The organism is Streptomyces sp. NPDC053367 (assembly GCF_044545925.1).
Classification (GTDB): Bacteria; Actinomycetota; Actinomycetes; order Streptomycetales; family Streptomycetaceae; genus Streptomyces.
The window spans coordinates 437,203-454,767 of the sequence record NZ_JBITYN010000003.1; the positions used below are offsets into that span (position 1 = coordinate 437,203).

General features: G+C 71.4%; 17 protein-coding genes. 8 read left to right on the forward strand and 9 right to left on the reverse strand.

The genetic code is table 11. The features are described 5' to 3' along the window. The first annotated feature begins 4 nt into the window (after positions 1-4). The gene (locus ACIGXJ_RS11640) at positions 5-475 is read left to right on the forward strand and encodes a heat shock protein transcriptional repressor HspR (protein ID WP_399643292.1); all 471 of its coding nucleotides are present in this window, start codon (positions 5-7) and stop codon (positions 473-475) included. 77 nt (positions 476-552) lie between these two features. Here the strand turns inward: ACIGXJ_RS11640 and ACIGXJ_RS11645 are convergent, their stop codons facing one another. Then, positions 553-1,815: a hypothetical protein gene (locus tag ACIGXJ_RS11645; protein ID WP_399643294.1), complete on the reverse strand. Its 1,263-nt coding sequence runs from the start codon at positions 1,813-1,815 to the stop codon at positions 553-555. 200 nt (positions 1,816-2,015) lie between these two features. Continuing rightward, complete coding sequence (locus tag ACIGXJ_RS11650) at positions 2,016-4,040, reverse strand: PA14 domain-containing protein (RefSeq protein WP_399643297.1); 2,025 nt, start codon at positions 4,038-4,040, stop codon at positions 2,016-2,018. Positions 4,041-4,290: 250 nt separating this feature from the next. Between ACIGXJ_RS11650 and ACIGXJ_RS11655 the strand changes: the two genes are divergently transcribed. Further along, positions 4,291-5,397, forward strand: coding sequence for a sugar ABC transporter substrate-binding protein (locus tag ACIGXJ_RS11655; protein ID WP_399643299.1), 1,107 nt, complete (start codon positions 4,291-4,293; stop codon positions 5,395-5,397). A 67-nt stretch (positions 5,398-5,464) separates the two neighbouring features. Here ACIGXJ_RS11655 and ACIGXJ_RS11660 read toward each other — a convergent pair whose 3' ends face one another. Continuing rightward, on the reverse strand, positions 5,465-6,184 hold the full coding sequence (locus ACIGXJ_RS11660; protein WP_399643301.1) for a LuxR C-terminal-related transcriptional regulator: 720 nt from the start codon (positions 6,182-6,184) through the stop codon (positions 5,465-5,467). A gap of 389 nt (positions 6,185-6,573) precedes the next feature. Here ACIGXJ_RS11660 and ACIGXJ_RS11665 point away from each other — a divergent pair, with 389 nt between their 5' ends. Then, the gene (locus tag ACIGXJ_RS11665) at positions 6,574-7,614 is read left to right on the forward strand and encodes a LuxR C-terminal-related transcriptional regulator (protein ID WP_399643702.1); all 1,041 of its coding nucleotides are present in this window, start codon (positions 6,574-6,576) and stop codon (positions 7,612-7,614) included. Here ACIGXJ_RS11665 and ACIGXJ_RS11670 read toward each other — a convergent pair. Genes ACIGXJ_RS11670 through ACIGXJ_RS11685 form a run of 4 tightly spaced genes read right to left on the reverse strand, consistent with a single transcriptional unit; the run spans position 7,577 to position 11,096 of the window. Beyond that, a complete protein-coding gene (locus tag ACIGXJ_RS11670) occupies positions 7,577-8,569 on the reverse strand; it encodes a LuxR C-terminal-related transcriptional regulator (protein WP_399643303.1) in 993 nt (330 codons plus the stop codon). The genes ACIGXJ_RS11665 and ACIGXJ_RS11670 overlap by 38 nt on opposite strands. Further along, positions 8,566-9,549: a helix-turn-helix transcriptional regulator gene (locus tag ACIGXJ_RS11675; protein WP_399643305.1), complete on the reverse strand. Its 984-nt coding sequence runs from the start codon at positions 9,547-9,549 to the stop codon at positions 8,566-8,568. Before ACIGXJ_RS11675 ends, ACIGXJ_RS11670 begins: the two co-directional genes overlap by 4 nt. Next, positions 9,546-10,085: a hypothetical protein gene (locus ACIGXJ_RS11680; RefSeq protein ID WP_399643307.1), complete on the reverse strand. Its 540-nt coding sequence runs from the start codon at positions 10,083-10,085 to the stop codon at positions 9,546-9,548. Before ACIGXJ_RS11680 ends, ACIGXJ_RS11675 begins: the two co-directional genes overlap by 4 nt. Then, a complete protein-coding gene (locus ACIGXJ_RS11685; RefSeq protein ID WP_399643309.1) occupies positions 10,086-11,096 on the reverse strand; it encodes a helix-turn-helix transcriptional regulator in 1,011 nt (336 codons plus the stop codon). 104 nt (positions 11,097-11,200) lie between these two features. Between ACIGXJ_RS11685 and ACIGXJ_RS11690 the strand changes: the two genes are divergently transcribed. Beyond that, positions 11,201-11,392: a hypothetical protein gene (locus tag ACIGXJ_RS11690; protein ID WP_399643311.1), complete on the forward strand. Its 192-nt coding sequence runs from the start codon at positions 11,201-11,203 to the stop codon at positions 11,390-11,392. 1 nt (position 11,393) lies between these two features. Beyond that, the gene (locus tag ACIGXJ_RS11695) at positions 11,394-11,732 is read left to right on the forward strand and encodes a hypothetical protein (protein ID WP_399643313.1); all 339 of its coding nucleotides are present in this window, start codon (positions 11,394-11,396) and stop codon (positions 11,730-11,732) included. A 156-nt stretch (positions 11,733-11,888) separates the two neighbouring features. Here ACIGXJ_RS11695 and ACIGXJ_RS11700 read toward each other — a convergent pair whose 3' ends face one another. Next, complete coding sequence (locus ACIGXJ_RS11700; RefSeq protein ID WP_399643316.1) at positions 11,889-12,326, reverse strand: pyridoxamine 5'-phosphate oxidase family protein; 438 nt, start codon at positions 12,324-12,326, stop codon at positions 11,889-11,891. Positions 12,327-12,456: 130 nt separating this feature from the next. On the opposite strand from ACIGXJ_RS11700, the gene clpB reads away from it, so the two are divergent. Together clpB and ACIGXJ_RS11710 are read left to right on the forward strand one after the other, a co-directional pair. After that, positions 12,457-15,054 (forward strand): ATP-dependent chaperone ClpB, encoded by a 2,598-nt coding sequence (gene clpB / locus ACIGXJ_RS11705; protein WP_399643318.1) that lies wholly within the window; start codon positions 12,457-12,459, stop codon positions 15,052-15,054. 147 nt (positions 15,055-15,201) lie between these two features. Further along, a complete protein-coding gene (locus ACIGXJ_RS11710) occupies positions 15,202-15,738 on the forward strand; it encodes a YbjN domain-containing protein (RefSeq protein ID WP_399643319.1) in 537 nt (178 codons plus the stop codon). A gap of 87 nt (positions 15,739-15,825) precedes the next feature. On the opposite strand, the gene ACIGXJ_RS11715 is transcribed toward ACIGXJ_RS11710, so the two are convergent. Beyond that, entirely contained in the window at positions 15,826-17,016 is a 1,191-nt protein-coding gene (locus tag ACIGXJ_RS11715; RefSeq protein WP_399643321.1) for a pyridoxal phosphate-dependent aminotransferase, read from the reverse strand. 129 nt (positions 17,017-17,145) lie between these two features. Between ACIGXJ_RS11715 and ACIGXJ_RS11720 the strand changes: the two genes are divergently transcribed. Continuing rightward, positions 17,146-17,430, forward strand: coding sequence for a hypothetical protein (locus ACIGXJ_RS11720; RefSeq protein ID WP_399643323.1), 285 nt, complete (start codon positions 17,146-17,148; stop codon positions 17,428-17,430). Positions 17,431-17,565 lie beyond the last annotated feature (135 nt).

Sequence of the window (17,565 nt, forward strand, 5' to 3'; positions counted from 1 at the left end):
TCGGATGGACGGCCGTCGTCCCCGCCCCCGCGGGGGTTTCTCACCCTATGAGTTGACCGACGAGACCCCGGTCTACGTCATCTCGGTGGCGGCTCAGCTGTCTGGCCTGCACCCGCAGACACTGCGCCAGTACGACCGCCTCGGCCTGGTCTCCCCGGACCGCACGGCCGGGCGGGGCCGCCGCTACTCGGCCCGTGACATCGAGCTGCTCCGCCAGGTGCAGCAGCTGTCGCAGGACGAGGGCATCAACCTGGCCGGCATCAAGCGGATCATCGAGCTGGAGAACCAGGTCGCCGCCCTCCAGTCCCGGGTCGCCGAGCTGCAGGACGCCCTCGACGGGGCGGCGGCGGCCATGCGCCAGCGGGAGGCCGCGGTGCACGCCTCGTACCGGCGCGATCTGGTGCCGTACCAGGAGGTGCAGCAGACCAGCGCGCTGGTGGTGTGGCGGCCGAAGCGGCAGCAGTCCGGGGACTGACGCCCGTACACGCGCAAGGGGCCCGGAGGTTCGAGGAGAACCTCCGGGCCCCTTGCCGTCGTCGGATGCCGTACGGGTCAGACGGCGGTGGCGCGGCGGCGGCGCCCGCCCAGCGCGGCGGCACCGAAGCCGACGGCGAGCAGGACGCCCGCGACGGTGGCCCACAGGCCGGCGCCGGAGCCGGTGGAGGCCAGCGAGCCGGTGGCGGTGGTGCCCGAACCGCCCGTGGTGGACGTGCCGGCCGCGGTCGTGCTGGACGCGGCGGTGGACGGGGTCGCCGTGCTGTCGGCCGTGGCGGACGGCGCCGACGACGGCTGCGTGGACGGGCTGGCGGACGGCGTCGCGGACGGCGTCGCGGACGGTGAGCCGGTGGAGGTCTGGGCCGGCAGGATCTTGGCGTCGGCCTGGGAGTCGACGAACAGGTCACCCTCCAGGAAGTGCAGCGCGTGCAGCCGCACCCAGGTCTCCTTCTCCACCTCGGAGCCGTCCTCCAGCGACAGGAACAGCTTCAGGGAGTTCGTCTCCCCGGCGTGGTTGAAGCCCTTCCCGAGCGGGGGCAGGTCGAAGTGGTTGGGGCTGGACTCCGGCATCTCGACGGTCTTGCCGTCGATCTCGGCCTCCAGGCCGAAGTCCATGCCCGGCAGGGCGTCGATCACCAGGCCCCGGTCGATGTCGTCGGGGAACTCGCCCGGACCGGTGGTGCGGGTGGTCAGCGACATCTCGGCGCGCCCGCCCGGGTGCAGCCGGACACCGGCCGTCGGGTCGAGCCGGACCTCGAACGTGCCCGGCTCGATCGCCGGCTCCGTCTTGAAGACCACGGTGTTGCGGGCCGGGTCGGCGGTGACGCCGCCGCTCAGCGGGCTGGCCTTGAGGGTGAAGTCGCCGTCGTTGGTCGGGTAGGTGGCGCCGAGGCCGAAGGTCACCTTCCAGGTGAACTCCTCGTGGGCCGGGACGGAGAAGGCGGAGGACGCGTCACCGGAGGCCGGGTGGAACAGGCCCTGCCAGGCGCCGTCCTGACGGCCCACCCGGGACTTGGTGGCCGGGGCGTCGAGGGCGGTGACGTCGAAGACGATCGAGCCGGCCGGCATCGGGCTGGGGCCCTCGGCCCGGCCCGGCAGCCAGGCCTGGAAGTCCTGTGCCTTGTCGGAGGAGTTGGTGACCGTGAGGGTCATCGTCCGGGTGTCGCCGCCGCGCTTGACCGTGTTGTCGGGGACGGGCGCGCCGAGCGTCATGGTCAGCGGGTGGGTGCTCGTGCTCTCGGTGGCGTTCGCGGTCGCCGGGAGGAAGGCGGAACCGGCGACGGCCGCGACGAGGGTGGCGGCGGCGAGACGAGCGGACATGGTGGAGTCCCCCAGGAATCAACAAGGAATCGACGAGTGAGGCGAAGACGAAGAGAGGTGCCCCGCCGGCGACCGGCTCCCGGTTGGTCCGAGTCCCCCCGGCGGCCTGCGGTGCACCTATCTTCGCGCTTCGTTCATCCTTGATCCATCGGTACCTCGTCACTGCTTCGCAACAGCGTCGGAAGCACCGATTCCGCTGGTCAGGCGGGGGGAGTCGCCACCGACCGCCAGCGGGCGTAGGTTTCCGAACCGTCCGCTGCCACGGCCGAGACGACGTAGTGGCTCGTGGTGCCGCGCGGGGTGCCGGGGTCGGTCCACGTCGAGGTGCCCGCGGGCAGGGGCTGCTGGGTCAGCAGGACCCAGTCCTCCGTGGCGCGGTCCCAGCGGCGGACGTTGAAGCCGGTGGCCGCGCAGTTGTCGGAGCAGGACCACGACAGCTCGGCCTGGCCCACGGAGTTGGCCGAGACCTCCAGGGTCCAGTCGTAGGTGTACCCCGGGTTCCAGCTCGGGGAGAGGTAGTACTCGTTGACCTCCTCATGGGTCACCTGGTCCCAAGTCTCCTGACGCGCGAGGGAGTTGCCGTCGGTGTCCACCGCGTCGACGTAGTACGTCCAGGTCTGGTCGTCGACGACCTGGACGTCGGCGTACTCGGTGGTGCCGGCGGCGACGGTGCCGATCCGCTCGGGCGTGCCGGTGCCGGGCATGCCGGGGTACTCCTGCAGGACCCGGTAGACGTCGTACGCGGCGAGGTCGGCGGCCGGGTTGGCGTCCCAGCGCAGGACCGTGCCGTACTCGGTGTTCGTGTGGGTCAGGCCGGTGACGGCGGGCGGCGGGGTGGCGTCGGCGCGGGTGGCGCCGCCCGTCTGCGAGGGCTCGGACTCACGGCCCTGGGCGTCGACGGTGTGCACCCGGTAGGAGTACGTCCGGCCGATCTCGGCGGTGGTGTCGACGCAGGCGTACCGCGGGTCCGGGTCGTCCGGGCCGCCGGTCGCGGCGGGCGCGCAGACGACCGGCTCGGGCGTGCCGGAGCCTTCCCAGCGGTAGACGCGGAACTCGGCGGGGCCGTGCACGGGCGAGGTCCAGGAGACCTCGAGGCCGGTGCGGGCGTCGCGTACGCCGTCCAGGTGCGGCACCGCGAGCGGGCGGCTGAACTCCAGCACCGGGGAGGTGGCCGTGTTCCCGGCCGCGTCGCGGGCGGTGACGCGGTAGTACGAGGTCTCGCCGTAGGGCGCCGTCGCGTCACGGTGGGCGGGCGCGTCGACGGTCGCCAGCCGGGTGAAGTCGCCGGTGGGGGAGGAGGCGCGCTCCACGTCGTACGACACGGCGTCCGGGTCGCCGCCCCACTCCAGGTCGACGCCCGTCCAGTTGTCGTGGGCGGCGGTCGGTGCCGTCAGGTGCGGGGCGGTCCGGTCGGCGGTGGTGACGGCCGCGGCGGCGCTGCCCGCGGACTCGTTGCCGGCCCGGTCCACGGCCCGCACCTCGTAGGCGTAGGAGGCTCCGGTGGCCGGGAGTCCCTCGGCGAAGGACGTCCCGGTCAGCAGGGCGGGGCCGCTGGCCAGGGCGGGCTCGGCGGCGCCGGGGTCGCGCCGGTAGACGCGGTAGCCGGCGAGGTCCATCTCGCGGTTCGGCGCCCAGGAGAGCCCCGCGCGGCCCGACGTCTCGTCGTACGACGCGACGAGCCCGGTGGGTGCGAGCGGCACGACCCGGTCGGCGGCCGGGGAGGCCGGCGCGTAGGCGAACTTGACGTTCGCGGCGCCGGTCCAGTTGGCGTAGTCGACGCGCAGGGTGTGCTCGCCGCTCGGGATGTTCAGCTCGACCGTGCCGGAGACCGTGGAGCGGATGTCCTTCCACAGGTCGATGCGGCGCTCGCCGTCGAGGTGGACGCGTATGCCGTCCTGGCCGGAGACGGCGAGGGTGAAGGGGCCGCCGGAGCCGAAGTCGCGGGTCAGGGTCCAGCGGACGCCGAAGTGGTTGGACCGCAGGCCGGCCGGGGCGCCGCGGCCCCAGTCCTCGTCGACGTCGCCGTCGCAGTCCGTGCGCACGGGGGTGCCGGAGAACGTGGTGTTCGCGAAGACCTCCCGGGTGAACTCCGGGGCGGCACAGGCGGGCGCGGCGGCGGAAGCGGGCGCGGCGACGACGGCCAGGAGGCCGCCGGTGGTGGCGAGCACCACCGCGGTCGCGGCGGCGGCTGTGGTGCTCGCTGTGGTGCTTCTGGGTCGGTGCATGGGATGCAGGGGTCCTCTCTCAGAGCAGCTCTCGTGATCACGACTCGTGGAGAAAGGGATTGGTTGTGCGGGGGAGTTGTGGCCCCTTGTGCGGGTGTTTCGCTGTGTCTTCACTTACTGAACGGAATGTGATGTTGTCATCTCGTTAAGTGATAAGCCTTGACGCTGGCGGGGCGTGCCGCGTTGGCTTTTCAGTCACCTGGGCGTGATGTCGCGCCCATGTCCGCAACGCACTGAAGTGAGCCCCCGAATGCGTCGTATCGCCATATCCGTGGTCGCGTCCACGCTGACCCTCTCCCTCGCCGGCTGCGGCGTGCTCGGAGCCACGGGGAACAGCAGTGACGCGAGCCCGACGAAGGGCAACGACATCACGGTGGGTCTGCTGCTGCCGGAGAAGAAGAACTCGCGGTACGAGAAGTTCGATTACCCCATCATCCGGGACAAGGTCGCCTCTCTCACCCGCAATCAGGGCAAGGTGGCCTACGCCAACGCCGAGCAGGACGCGGACAAGCAGGAGAGCCAGCTCGAGAAGATGATCGCCGACGGGGTCGACGTGATCCTGCTGGACGCCGTCGACTCCAAGGCGATCGCGGGCGCCGTGCAGCGCGCCAAGGACGCGGGCATCCCGGTCATCGCCTACGACCGGCTGGCCGAGGGCCCGATCGACGCGTACATCTCCTTCGACAACGAGCTGGTCGGCGAGGTGCAGGGCCGCAGCCTCCTGGAGGCCCTCGGCTCCAAGGCCGACTCCTCCGACAAGATCGTCATGATGAACGGCTCGCCGACGGACCCCAACGCCAAGCAGTTCAAGGACGGCGCCATGGCGGAGCTCAGCGGCAAGCTGACGATCGCCAAGAGCTACGACACCGAGAACTGGGACCCGAAGAACGCCCAGGCCAACATGACCGAGGCGATCAACGCGGTCGGCGCGGACAACATCGTCGCCGTCTACTCGGCCAACGACGCCATGGCCGGCGGCATCATCAAGGCGCTGGAGGCGGCGGGCGTCACCGACCTGCCCCCCATCACCGGCCAGGACGCCGAACTCGAGGCCGTGCAGCGGGTCGTCGCCGGCGACCAGTACATGAGCGTCTACAAGTCCTACCCGGCGGAGGCCGAGGCCGCCGCCGAGATGGCCGTCGCCCGGGTGCAGGGCCGCGACATCCAGTTCGACGCCCTCACCCGCGACAAGGTCGACAGCCCGACCGACGAGGACATCCCGGCGCAGCTGGTCTCCGTGGTCGCGCTGACGCGGGAGAACATCGCCGAGACGGTCGTCGCCGACGGCATCTACAAGGTGTCCGACATCTGCACGGCCCAGTTCAAGGACGAGTGCAGCGCGATCGGCCTGAAGTAGGCGGGGCGGCCCGTCACGGCGGGGCGGCCCGTCACGGCCGGGTGGCGCGTCACGGCCGGGTGGCGCGTCACGGCCGGGTGGCGGTCGCGTACTCCCGGCCGTCGGGGTGCTCCTGCGCGCGGGTGCGCGGATCCGGCGGGCGGGCCCGGCCCTGCGTCCGCGCCTGGCCCTGCCACAGGACGCGGGCGGCCTGGATCCGGTTGCGTACGCCCAGCTTGGCGTAGACCGCGCGGATGTGGTCCTTCACGGTGTGCCCGCTGATGCCCAGCCGGGCGGCCACCGCCGCGTTGGACTCGCCTTCGGCGAGCAGTTCGAGGATCTCCCGCTCACGGCGGCTGAGCGCCTTCAGCAGCGTCCGCGCGGCCGCCGTCTCCTCGGCGAACCGCCCCGGCCGTACGACGGCGTCGACCAGGAATGCGGCCGGGCCCGGGGCGAGGGCGACACTGCCGGCCGCCGCGGCCCGTACCGCCCAGGGCAGATGGCGGACGGTGTCGGCGCGCAGCAGCACACCGCGCGCGTCGTGGCGTAACAGCAGGCGGGTGGCCTGCTCCGATAAGTGGCCCACCAGCACGATCCGGGCCGGCCCCGCGCCCGGCTGCGCGCGCAGGGCCCTCAGCGCGTCCTCGGGGCCCTCGTGGCTGGCGACGAGGACGTCCGGGCGGCTCCCGCGCACCACGTACGGTGCCTGCTCGGGCCGCCCCTCGCCGACGACCCAGAGGCTGCCGTCGTCCTCCAGGACCTGGCGTACCGCCGAGCGTTCCAGCGATCTGTGTCCGAGGATGCCCACACGTATCACGGTCTGTCTTCCTCTCCGGTGCGAGTGGCGGTGTGCGCCTGGCGGTTGTGCGGTCTGGGGGGCGTGGGGGCGTGGGGGCGCCGTGCGCGGTGGTGCCGGGTGGTGCGTGGTGGTGTGTCATCGCGCGCGGCGCAGGGCGCGTGCGCCCTGCGTGCGCCGGTTCGTGCCCGGCGCTGACACCTGCGTGTCGCCCAGCTTGCACAGCGCGTACAAACCGTCGCTACCTTCAGCTTGTTGCACGCGGACGATGCGGGGGCCGGGACGAACCGGACACAACTGCCCTTTTCTTCCCCCTGGTCGGGGGGAGGCGTGTTGCGGGAGCCGGTCCGGGCCGCGCATAGTTGCGCTGCGAGAGGCGGGAGTCGGGGGTGGGATGGGCGATGGCCGGGCACGGGACGGAGCAGCACCCTCACGGTGCCGACCGGCTGTGCGAGATCGGCGACCGGGTGTACTCCCGGGCCGTACGTCGCGGTCGGGTGACCCGCGCGGACGCCGCACAGGCGCCGTGCCTCCTCGACCTGGCCCTGCTGCACCCCGACCCCGACGACGACGCCTGGCTGCTGCCCACCGCGCCCCAGGAGGTCATGACCCGGCTGCTGCGCGGGGTCTACGACGAGGTCAGCGCCAGCCGGCGGCGGGTGGGCGCGGCCGTGGCCGCCGTCGAGCGGTACGCGGGCCTGGGCGGCGGCACACAGTCCGCGCCGGGCGGTGAGGGCACCGCGATCCGGGTGCTGGACGGACCCGTCCGCATCCAGGCGGCCCTCGACGAGGCCACCGACGCCTGCACGTCCGAGGTGCTCACGGTGCAGCCCGGCGGCATCCGGCGCGAGCACGAGCTGACCGAGGGCCTGCACCGGGCGCTGGCACTGCGCTCGCGCGGGGTGCGGATGCGGGACCTGTACAACCACGTCGCCCGGCACGGACAGGGCCTGCTGCACTATCTGGAGTTGATGGGCGACGCGGTCGAGGCACGCACCCTCGACGAGGTCATCGAGCGGCTCATCCTCTTCGACCGGACGGTCGCCTTCATCCCCGCCAACGCCGACCGCACGGTGGCCCTGGAACTGCGCCACCCCGGCCTCGTCGAGTACCTGGCGACCGTCTTCGAGCGGCTGTGGCGGTCGGCGATCCCGCTGACCATGGCGATCCCGGAGCCCCGGATCGAGGGCATCTCACACCGCGAGCAGTCCATCGCCGCGCTGCTCGCCGAGGGCCACCAGGACGCGGTGATCGCCGAGCGGCTCGGCATCAGCGTGCGCACCTGCCGGGCCCATATCGCCCGGCTCTCGGAGACCCTGGGCGCCGCCAGCCGTACCCAACTGGGCGTCCGGATCGCCCAGGTCGGCCTGGACGCCCCGGCGCCCGACGCGGCACCGGCCGGGCTCAGCCTTCCCGATCAAGGATCCCCGAGCGTGCGATGAGGTAGCCGAGCTGGGCGCGGCTGTCGCTGCCGAGGGTGGCGGCGAGCTTGGCGATGTGGACGCGCGCGGTACGGATGTTCATGCCGAGCCGGTCCGCGATGACCGCGTCCGTGTGCCCCTCGATCAGCAGCGCGGCGATGGCCCGCTGGCGCGGGGTGATCCCGTCGAGGGTGGGCTGCTGCACGGCCTGCGGAAACATCGGCGTGGCCAGCCGCCACAGCCGGTCGAAGGCGGTGGCGAGATAGTCCACCAGGGCCGGGACGCGCACCTCCAGGGCGAGGCTCCCGTCCTTGTCCCCGGGGATGAAGGCGACGCTCCGGTCGACGACGATGAGCCGGTCGGTGATCTCGTCCAGCGTCCGCGCCTCGGCGTCCCCGCGCAGCTGCTCGTACCGGGCCGCGACGAGGGGCATGTGCCGCTGGGTGTGCTGGTACAGGGTCCGGATCCGCAGGCCCCGGTCCAGCAGCTCCTGGTCGCGCGCCAGCGCGACGGCCTGCGCCCGCTCCCCGCGCGAGCTGCTGTAGTTGCTGTTCGGCTGCACGCACAGCACCTCGGTCGTCGCCTCGGTCATCGCCTCCGTGATGGCCCGGTTGATCCGCTCGGTCCCGCTGAGCACGGTTACGGCGGGGATCTCCGCCGGCGCGGTCCGCCTCCCGTCGAGCCGCATCAGGGGCTCGAAGACCTCGGCCAGCCGCGCCTCGCGGTGGCGCTGCTCGGCGATCGCCTGCGCGGTGGAGCGGAGCAGGCGGTGCAGCGCGAGGGCCGGCGCGACCGGTTCCAGCCGGTCCGGGTCGGTCACGGCCGGGTGCAGCAGCCCGTGGTCGATCAGACACGGCGCCGCCGCCTCGGCTCTCGCCCGGTGCAGGTGCCCTTCGCGCAGGGCCTGCTCGTAGAGCTGTGTGCCGGGGGGACACAACTCGTCGACACCGTGGTCCGGATGGGGCGCGGGGGTCACGTGTGTGCTCCCTCCTGGTCGAGAATGCCCGAGCGCGCGATCAGATACCCGAGCTGGGCCCGGCTGTCGCTGCCGAGGGTGGCGGCGAGTTTGGCGATGTGGATACGGGCGGTGCGGATGTTCATCCCCAGCCGCTCCGCGACGACCGCGTCCGTGTGCCCCTCGACCAGCAGCGCGGCGATCGCCCTCTGGCGCGGGGTGACACCGTTCAGCGTGGGCCGCTGGACCGCTTCGGGGTACATGGGGGTGGCCAGGCGCCAGAGGCGGTCGAAGATGGTGGCGAGGTAGGTGACCAGGGCGGGGATGCGGACCTTCATGGCCACGGTGCGCTCGGGGTTGGCGGGGAGGAAGGCGACCGAGCGGTCGGCGATGATGAGCCGGTCGGTGATCTCGTCGAGCGTACGGGCCTGGGTGTCGCCACGCAGCAGTTCGTAACGGGCGGCGATGATCGAGCGGTGGCGTCCTGTGTGCTGGTAGAGCGTCCGTATACGGCCACCTCGGTCCAGGAAGTCCTGGTCCCGGCGCAGGGAGGTCTGGGAGTAGCGGGGCGTGTAGTGGCTGACGTGTGGCTGCACGCAAAGAAGCTCGGTGGTCGCCTCGTCCATGGCCGTGGTGATGGCCTGGTTGATGAGGGGCAGTCCGCGGAAGAACTCGATTTCCGACGGCGCCGTGTCCGAGTGCTCCCCGAGCCGCATGAGGGGCTCGAACACCTCGATCAACCGCCCTTCGCGGTGGCGCTGCTCGGCGACGGCCTGCGCGGTGGAACGCAGCAGGCCGTGCAGGGCGAGGGCCGGGGCGACGGGTTCCAGGCGGTTCGGGTCCGTGACGACCGGGTGCACCAGGCCGTGGTCCAGCAGACAGGGTGCGGCTTCGGCGTCCTGAGCACTCAGCAGGCCCTCGCGCAGGGCCCGCTCGTACAACTGCACTCCGGCCGGGCACAGTTCGTCGGCGTCGTGGTGGGGGTGCGGCGCGCGGCTCACGTCTGCGCTCCCCCCTCCTGCTTGAGGATCCCCGACTCGCCCATGAGGTAGCCGAGTTGGGCCCGGCTCTCGCTGCCGAGGGTGGCGGCGAGCTTGGCGATGTGGACGCGGGTGGTGCGGACGTTCATGCCGAGGCGCTCCGCTATGACGGCATCGGTGTGGCCCTCGATCAGCAGGGCCGCGATGGCGCGCCGGCGGGGGGTGACGCCGTTGAGGGTGGGCCGCTGGACGGCTTCGGGGTACATGGGGGTGGCGAGGCGCCAGAGGCGGTCGAAGGTGGTGGCGAGATGCCGCCACTCCTCGGCGACGCGGTCTTCCGAGGCGCGCAGCAGACGGTGCAGGGCGAAGGCAGACGAGAGCGGCTCGAACCGGTCGGGGTCGGCGACGGTCGCTTGTGGAAGTCCGAGTTCCAGCAGGCAGGGGGCAGTGTCGAACTCCACGCCGCTCACGGACCTCTCCCGCAGGGCGCGGGCGTAGAGCTCCCGCCCCGGCTCACACAGTTCGTCCTCCGCGTGTGTGTGGCCCTCGGCAGGCATTCAGTGATCCCGTTCCAGAATGCCCGACTGCGCTATGAGGAAGCCGAGTTGCGCGCGGCTCCCACTGCCGAGGGCGGTGGCGAGCTTCGCGATGTGCGCGCGGCAGGTCCGCACGTTCATGCCGAGGCGCCGGGCGATGGCCTCGTCGACGTGCCCCTCCACCAGAAGCTTGGCGATGGAGTACTGGATGTCGGTGATGCCGTCGGGGTCGGTCTCGTACGGCGTGCCGGCGCGCAGCGGGACCGCTCTGCCCCACATGAACTCGAACACCTGGATGAGGTAGCGGACCAGGCCCGGGTGGCGTAGTTCCAGGGCCACCTGCCTGTCTTCGCGGATCGGGATGAAGGCCACGGCCTCGTCGCAGATGATGAGGCGTTCGACCAGTTCGTCGATGGTGCGGTACTCGGCTTTGCCGTTCGCGAACTGATCGACGTAGGCGAGCCGTTCGGGGCTGTATCGGGCGGTGTGCTGATACAGGGTGCGAATGCGCACGCCTCGTTCGACGAGCAGCCTGTCACGTTCGAGTCCCTCGATGAGCCGGTTCTCCGCCCGGCGGCGGCTCGGCTGGACCGTGAGCATCTCGGTCTGGCACTGGGCCGTGGCCAGGTCGAGTGCCGCGTTGATCCGGTCGAGGCCCTCCAGAACAGTGATGGAGTGGGCGCTCGTGATCTGCTGTGTACCCAGGGCCATGAACGGCTCGAATGCGTCGGCCAGCTCGACCGACATCCGCCGGCGCTCGGTGATCTCCCGCTCAATGGGGGTGAGTCGCTGGGTCAGTGCGATCGTGGGCGGCACAGGCAGCAGCCAGTTCGCGTCGTCAGGATCCGGGTGGAGGAGGGCGAACTCCATCAGACAGGGGGCGGGCTTCACCTCTGTGCGGGCAATACGCCCCGTACGCAGGGCATTGGCATAAAGACGACTCCCCACCTCGCACATCTCGGTCACCGCATGGGGATGTGTCTCTTTAGTCCCATTCGATCCCAAATTTCCACCCCCCAGGGTCCTGAACATGCAGGAACATGATGCACCGATTGTGTGGCCATGACGTGCCTGAATGAGCCATCGTCTTATCCGACGGGGGAAGAGGGGACCTTCAAGTGAGGACGAAGCCGACTATGCGTAAGAAGATGCTTCGCTCGGTGCTTGTCACCACCTTTTCCGTCGTCGCGGCCTTCGGAACTCTGAGTGGCCTCTCCGGCACGGTGAGTGATGCACAGCCGGGCAGTGCTCAGTCCTCGGCGGTCATACAGGTATTGGCTGTGGGCGCCGAGACACCCACCGGTATGGACGACAGCGTCTGGGACTGACATGACTACTCCTCCTGACGACCGCTCCTTCCGCCGCGAAATGGCCACGGCCTACCGCTCCGGCTGGCACTTCATCGACCTGGTCACCGCCCTCCCCCACAACGGTGACTCCCTGATGGTGACCGTCTTCGGCGAACCCGTCGTCGTCACCCGTGACGAGGACGGCGACGTCCGAGCGTACCGATGCCTGCGCCGGCCGCGCGGGGCGCCGCAGCCCGTGCGGTGTGCCATCCGGTACGGAATGATCTTTGTGAACCTCGACCAGCGAGACCACCGGCTGGCGGACACCGAGGCCTCCCCCGGCCCACGGACCATCTCGGCCACCCCCCGCAGTGCCTGACGCGATTCCCCCGTCGTAACAGATCGCCTCAGGTGCTTCCCCCCGCAGCGGCGTCACCGTGACCTGAACACGGTGACGCCGCTGCATTTTTACGGGACATCTCACGACATGGCACGGCCCCCGCCCGACCCCGGCATGGCCGGAATGCGCCCCCGGTCAGCCCTTCCCCAGCATCCGTGTCAGCTGGATCTCGATCACCACGCGGGACGGGTTCGGCGAGGGTGTGCGCTCGTAGCGCTCGGCGTAGCGGCGGACCGCCTCGGCGACGCGTTCCGGGTCGGTGCGGACGAAGGCGCGGCCCTCCAGGGTCGCCCAGCGGCGGCCGTCGACCTGGCACACCGCCACCCGGGCGCCCTCCGGCCCCGCCGCCCGCACATGCCGGACCTTCGCGCTCGACGCGTTGGTGATCACCCTGGCCAGCCGCGCCCGAGGGTCGTACGTGACGCCGACCGGCACCACGTGCGGGGAGCCGTCCGGGCGCAGGGTCGTCAGGGTGCACAGGTGCCGTTCCCGCCAGAACGCCAGATAGGCCGGGTCGGGGGTACCCGGGTCCGGCGCGGACGTGCCTCCGGGGGTCTGCTCGGTCGTCGTCATGCCGCGAACCTAACCGCCGTACGCCTCCCGGGCCCGCCTTGAGTGGAATAGACTCAACTTTGTGTACGTTGCCTGAGTCAGTAGTGGGAGACGTGGCACCGACGGCTGATGCAAGGAGGAGAACGCGAACGTGGACGCCGAGCTGACCAACCGGAGCCGGGACGCGATCAACGCGGCCAGCAACCGCGCCGTGACCGAGGGGAATCCGGACCTCACCCCTGCCCACCTGCTCCTGGCTCTGCTCCAGGGACAGGACAACGAGAACATCGTCGACCTGCTCGTGGCCGTCGACGCCGACCTGGCCGCCGTACGCGCGGGTGCCGACAAGGTGGTCGCCGCGCTGCCCAGTGTGACCGGGTCCACCGTCGCGCCGCCGCAGCCCAACCGCGAGCTGCTCGCGGTGATCGCCGACGCGCAGGCCCGCGCCAAGGACCTCGGCGACGAGTACCTCTCCACCGAGCACCTGCTCATCGGCATCGCCGCCAAGGGCGGCCAGGCCGCCGACGTGCTCAGCCAGCAGGGCGCGACCGCGAAGAAGCTGCTGGACGCCTTCCAGAAGGCCCGCGGCGGCCGGCGGGTGACGACCGCCGACCCCGAGGGCTCCTACAAGGCGCTGGAGAAGTTCGGCACCGACTTCACCGCCGCCGCCCGCGAGGGCAAGCTCGACCCGGTCATCGGGCGGGACACCGAGATCCGGCGGGTGGTGCAGGTGCTGTCCCGGCGCACCAAGAACAACCCGGTCCTCATCGGCGAGCCCGGCGTCGGCAAGACCGCCGTCGTGGAGGGGCTCGCCCAGCGGATCGTGAAGGGCGACGTGCCCGAGTCGCTCAAGGACAAGCGGCTCGTCGCGCTGGACCTCGGCGCGATGGTGGCGGGTGCCAAGTACCGCGGTGAGTTCGAGGAGCGGCTGAAGACCGTCCTGGCCGAGATCAAGGACTCGGACGGGCAGATCATCACCTTCATCGACGAGCTGCACACCGTCGTCGGGGCCGGCGCCGGCGGGGACTCCGCCATGGACGCCGGCAACATGCTCAAGCCCATGCTCGCCCGCGGTGAGCTGCGCATGGTCGGTGCGACCACCCTCGACGAGTACCGGGAGCGGATCGAGAAGGACCCCGCCCTGGAGCGGCGCTTCCAGCAGGTGCTGGTCGCCGAGCCCAGCGTCGAGGACACCATCGCGATCCTGCGCGGGCTCAAGGGCCGCTACGAGGCCCACCACAAGGTGCAGATCGCGGACGCCGCCCTCGTCGCCGCGGCCACCCTCTCCGACCGGTACATCACCTCCCGCTTCCTGCCCGACAAGGCCATCGACCTCGTCGACGAGGCGGCCTCCCGGCTGCGGATGGAGATCGACTCCTCGCCCGTCGAGATCGACGAGCTCCAGCGTGCCGTCGACCGGCTGAAGATGGAGGAGCTGGCGCTGAGCAAGGAGACCGACGCGGCCTCCCGCGAGCGCCTGGAGAAGCTGCGCCGCGACCTCGCCGACAAGGAGGAGGAGCTGCGCGGTCTGACCGCCCGCTGGGAGAAGGAGAAGAAGTCCCTCAACCGGGTCGGTGAGCTGAAGGAGAAGCTCGACGACCTGCGCGGCCAGGCCGAACGCGCCCAGCGCGACGGCGACTTCGACACCGCCTCCAAGCTGCTGTACGGCGAGATCCCCGCGCTCGAGCGCGACCTGGAGGCCGCCTCCGAGGCCGAGGAGGAGGCCGCCCGGGACACCATGGTCAAGGAGGAGGTCGGCTCGGACGACATCGCCGACGTCGTCGCCTCCTGGACCGGCATCCCGGCGGGCCGGCTGCTGGAGGGCGAGACGCAGAAGCTGCTGCGGATGGAGGACGAGCTCGGCAGGCGGCTGATCGGCCAGACGGAGGCCGTGCGGGCCGTCTCCGACGCCGTACGCCGCTCCCGTGCCGGCATCGCCGACCCGGACCGGCCCACCGGCTCCTTCCTCTTCCTCGGCCCGACCGGTGTCGGCAAGACCGAGCTGGCCAAGGCGCTCGCGGACTTCCTCTTCGACGACGAGCGGGCCATGGTCCGCATCGACATGTCGGAATACGGCGAGAAGCACAGCGTGGCCCGCCTGGTCGGCGCGCCTCCCGGTTACGTCGGCTACGAGGAGGGCGGCCAGCTCACCGAGGCCGTCCGCCGCCGGCCCTACAGCGTGGTCCTGCTGGACGAGGTGGAGAAGGCCCACCCGGAGGTCTTCGACATCCTGCTCCAGGTCCTCGACGACGGCCGGCTCACCGACGGACAGGGCCGCACGGTCGACTTCCGCAACACCATCCTGATCCTGACCTCCAACCTCGGCAGCCAGTTCCTGATGGACCCGCTGAGCACCGAGGAGCAGAAGAGGGAGCAGGTGCTGGAGGTGGTCAGGGCGTCGTTCAAGCCGGAGTTCCTCAACCGTCTGGACGACCTGGTGGTCTTCTCCGCCCTGTCGAAGGAGGAGCTGGGCAGCATCGCCCGGCTCCAGATCGACCGGCTCGCCCGCCGGCTGGCCGAGCGCCGGCTCACCCTGGAGGTCACGCCCGAGGCGCTGGCCTGGCTCGCCGACGAGGGCAACGACCCGGCGTACGGTGCCCGCCCGCTGCGCCGCCTGGTGCAGACCGCCATCGGCGACCGCCTCGCCAAGGAGATCCTCGCGGGCGAGATCAAGGACGGCGACACGGTCCGCGTCGACACCTTCGGCGACGGCCTGCTGGTCGGGCCGGCGACGGGCAAGACCCTGTGAGGACGGGTACCCGGTCCCCGCGCGAGAGCCGCGCGGGGATCGCCGCGGGGATCATGTCCGCCGACGGCTGACACGGCTTGCCAGGGCTTGCCACCCCCCTCCCCGCATGGGGGAGGATGACGGAATCCGTACGAAGGGAAATTCACGGTGACCATCGACCCGTCCTCGATTCCGAACTTCGGGGGCCAGCCCCAGCCGCAGTCCCAAGGACCGGCGGGCCCCGTCGTCCCGGATCAGGACCTTGTGAAGCAGCTCCTCGACCAGATGGAGCTGAAGTACGTCGTCGACGAGGAGGGAGACCTCGCGGCGCCGTGGGAGCAGTTCCGTACGTACTTCATGTTCCGCGGCGAGGGGGAGCAGCAGGTCTTCTCGGTGCGGACGTTCTACGACCGGCCGCACCAGATCGACGAGAAGCCGCAGCTCCTGGAGTCGATCGACGACTGGAACCGGCGCACCCTGTGGCCGAAGGTGTACACGCACACGCACGACGACGGCACCGTCCGGCTGATCGGCGAGGCGCAGATGCTCATCGGCACGGGCGTGAGCCTGGAGCACTTCGTGTCCTCGACGGTGAGCTGGGTGCGCGCGGCCATCGAGTTCGACCGCTGGCTGGTCGAGCAGCTCGGCCTGGAGGGCGAGGTCAACGACGCGGAGAAGCCGGAGGACGGCGAGGCGGGGGAGTAACCCCCCGCTCCGGCGGACTGGCCGTACGCGCACGAGAGCCCGGCCCGGGCGCGGATCACCCCCGCGTCAGGGCCGGGCTCTCGCGTCTCAGCCCGCGAGCTTCCTCAGCCGCCGGGCCGCCTCCTCAAGGACCGGCCGCTGCTTGCAGAAGGCGAACCGTACGAAGGGCGCGCCCGCCTCGCGGTGGTCGTAGAAGACCGCGTTCGGGATGGCGACGACGCCCGCGCGCTCCGGCAGCGAGCGGCAGAACGCGAAGCCGTCCTCGAAACCGAGGGGCCTGATGTCGGTGGTGACGAAGTACGTGCCCGCGGTGCGGTAGACGTCGAAGCCGGCCTCCGCCAGCCCCGCGGCCAGCAGGTCCCGTTTGGCGCGCATGTCCTCGCGGAAGGCCGAGAAGTAGCCGTCGGGCAGGGCGAGGGCCTCGGCGACGGCGTACTGGAAGGGCCCGGAGGAGACGTACGTCAGGTACTGCTTCGCCGAGCGGACGGCGCTGACCAGGGCCGGGGCCGCGGTCACCCAGCCCACCTTCCAGCCGGTGAACGAGAACGTCTTGCCGCTCGACGAGATGGTCACCGTCCGCTCCCGCATCCCCGGCAGCGTCGCGAGCGGCACATGTCCGGCCTCGTCGAACACCAGGTGCTCGTACACCTCGTCCGTCACCACCAGCAGGTCGCGCTCCACCGCCAGCTCGGCGATCGCCGTCAGCTCCTCGCGGGTGAGGACCGTGCCGGTCGGGTTGTGCGGGGTGTTGACCAGCAGCAGCCGGGTGCGGTCGGTGACCGCGGCGCGCAGCTCGTCGAGGTCGAGCCGGAAGGCCCCCTCGTGCGGGCGCAGCGTGACCGGTACGCGCGTGCCGCCGGCCATCGCGATGCAGGCCGCGTAGGAGTCGTAGTACGGCTCCAGCGCCACGACCTCGTCACCGGGTTCGACCAGCGCCAGCAGGGCAGCGGCGATCGCCTCGGTCGCGCCGGCCGTGACCAGCACCTCGGTGTCGGGGTCGTACGTCAGCCCGTACCACCGCCGCTGGTGCTCCGCGATCGCGGTGCGCAGCTCGGGCACGCCCGGGCCCGGCGGGTACTGGTTGCCGCGCCCGTCGCGCAGCGCCCGTACGGCCGCCTCCCTGACCTCCTCGGGCCCGTCCGTGTCGGGGAAGCCCTGCCCGAGGTTGATCGACCCGGTGCGCTGGGCCAGGGCCGACATCTCGGCGAAGATCGTCGTTCCGAACTCGGCGAGCCGACGGTTGAGGAAGGGGCGCGCGGTGGAGGTCATGCGGGCCATCCTCCGCCGAAGCTCTGGAGTTCCTCAACTCTGCTTTGGCCGTGGAACGCCGTGGGAATCCCCGTCTCACGCAAGGGACGAGGCGCCCACGGGGGGCCGCTTCGGGGGAATCGGAAGGAGGGTGACGCCATGTTCATCGGCTTCATCCTGGTGGCGGTCGCGGTCGTCGTGCTGGTGGCGGTGCTCGCCTCCGTCAGCGAGACCGGGCGCAACCGCCGCCGCAACCGGGGGCGGTACACGACCACGTACAGCCGTCACCGCGGCGGCAGCGGCAGCGGGAGCAGCGGCTGGTGGGTCGGCGGGGACAGCGGCGGCAGCTCGTGCGGGGGCGGCTCGTCCTGCGGGAGCAGCTCCTCCTGCGGCGGCGGTTCGTCGTCGTGCGGTGGTGGCGGCGGATGCGGCGGAGGCAGCTGACACGGGGCAGCCGAGCTCCGAACGGGGGAACGCATCCGTGTGCGGCGCCCGCCGGGTCCGACCCGGCGGGCGCCCGCGTCTGCCGGGGCGCTCCGGCGTACGCCGTCGTCGTTCAGGCGTACGCCCAGATTGAAC